At 69.1% G+C, this 1,258-nt stretch carries 2 protein-coding genes; both read right to left on the bottom strand.

The genetic code is table 11. The annotated features are described in order from the left end of the window. Positions 1-526, bottom strand: a 526-nt coding sequence (locus A9X05_RS28020) for an acyl-CoA dehydrogenase family protein (RefSeq protein WP_255369331.1), incomplete at its 3' end; no start/stop codon positions are given. Between the two features lie 12 nt (positions 527-538). Beyond that, on the bottom strand, positions 539-1,258 hold a 720-nt coding region (locus tag A9X05_RS28015; RefSeq protein ID WP_067785550.1), incomplete at its 5' end, for an acyl-CoA dehydrogenase family protein.

The raw sequence follows: 1,258 nt of genomic DNA, 5'->3' as shown, positions 1-1,258 counted from the left end.
GGATCGCGACCAGCGTCTCGGCCAGCCGGTGCCGGATCGCCTGGAAAGAGCTGATGTGACGGCCGAACTGGACGCGGTCCAAAGCGTGCCGGCGCGCCAGCGCCAGCATGGCCCGGCCGGCGCCGACCAACCACCAGCCCAATGCCCGCCTGCCCGCGTCCAGGGCCGGCCGGGTCAACGAGTCCCCATGTGCGACGCGGTGTATCGGCAACAACTCGTCGATCGCCGAACCGGCGACCTCGCCGCGCTCCCAAATCACCCAGGAGCCGCCGGCGAACGGTAGCGGCATGGTGTCGCCGGGCGCGGCGCCGGACTCGCGTAACACCACGTCGTTGAGGACCGGGGCGTGGGCGCCGGTCTCGCCAAGCAGCCGGAATACCAAAGGGACGGCGACATCGGGCATTTCGTCCAGCATGTCCCGCCAGCCCAGGTCGGTCAGCGCCGCATCGAGCTTGACCCCCGACGCGGCCGCCATCGTCGTCCGTAGCGAACCTTCCAGCAGGCGCAGCGACTCGGGATCCGTCATGCCGTCCACGGTTCACTCCTTCCCGAGGTCGAGCAGCCGGCGGGCGATGATATTGCGCTGAATCTCGGCGGTCCCGCCGTAGATGGTGGCCGCGCGTGAGTACAGGTATTCCGCGCGCCACGGTGTGTCGTCGAGTTCGAGCACTCCGGGCAGCAGGTCGCGGACCGTGTCGTAGAGCCGTTGCTCCGCGCCGGCCAGCAGCACCTTGTCGATGGACGTGTCCGGTCCCAGGCGTGCCCCGTCGCGCAGCCGGTACTGGGTGTCGCGGGACCGGCAGCGCAGTGTGTGCAGCGCCAGATACGCCGCGCCCAAGGCGGATTCGCTGGGATCGCCGGCGGCCGACGCCTTCACGATGAGTTCGTCGAAGCGGGAGTACAGGTAGGCGATTCGCTGCCAGAAGCAGGTGGACCGCTCATACGGGAGGAGGTCCATGGCGAGTCGCCAGCCGTCGCCCGGTCGGCCGAGCATCCGGCTGCCCGGGATCACCACGTCGTCGTAGTAGACCTCGCAGAATTCGTCCACGCCGTGCATCGTCCGGAGCGGCCTGATGGTGATGCCGGGCGTGTCGAGGTCGACGAAGAAGGCGGTGATCCCGTCGTGGCCCGGTCCGGTGCGGGTGAGGAGGACGCAGCGCGACGAGAACTGCGCGAAGCTGGTCCACACCTTCTGCCCGTTGACGATCCAGTTGTCGCCTTGCTGCGTCGCACGGGTGGTCAGCGAGGCCAGGTCCGA

This window comes from Mycobacterium sp. E3298 (genome assembly GCF_001666895.1).
GTDB lineage: Bacteria > Actinomycetota > Actinomycetes > Mycobacteriales > Mycobacteriaceae > Mycobacterium.
Note: the sequence above shows the minus strand (reverse complement) of the source record. Positions and strands in the feature narration are given on the sequence as shown.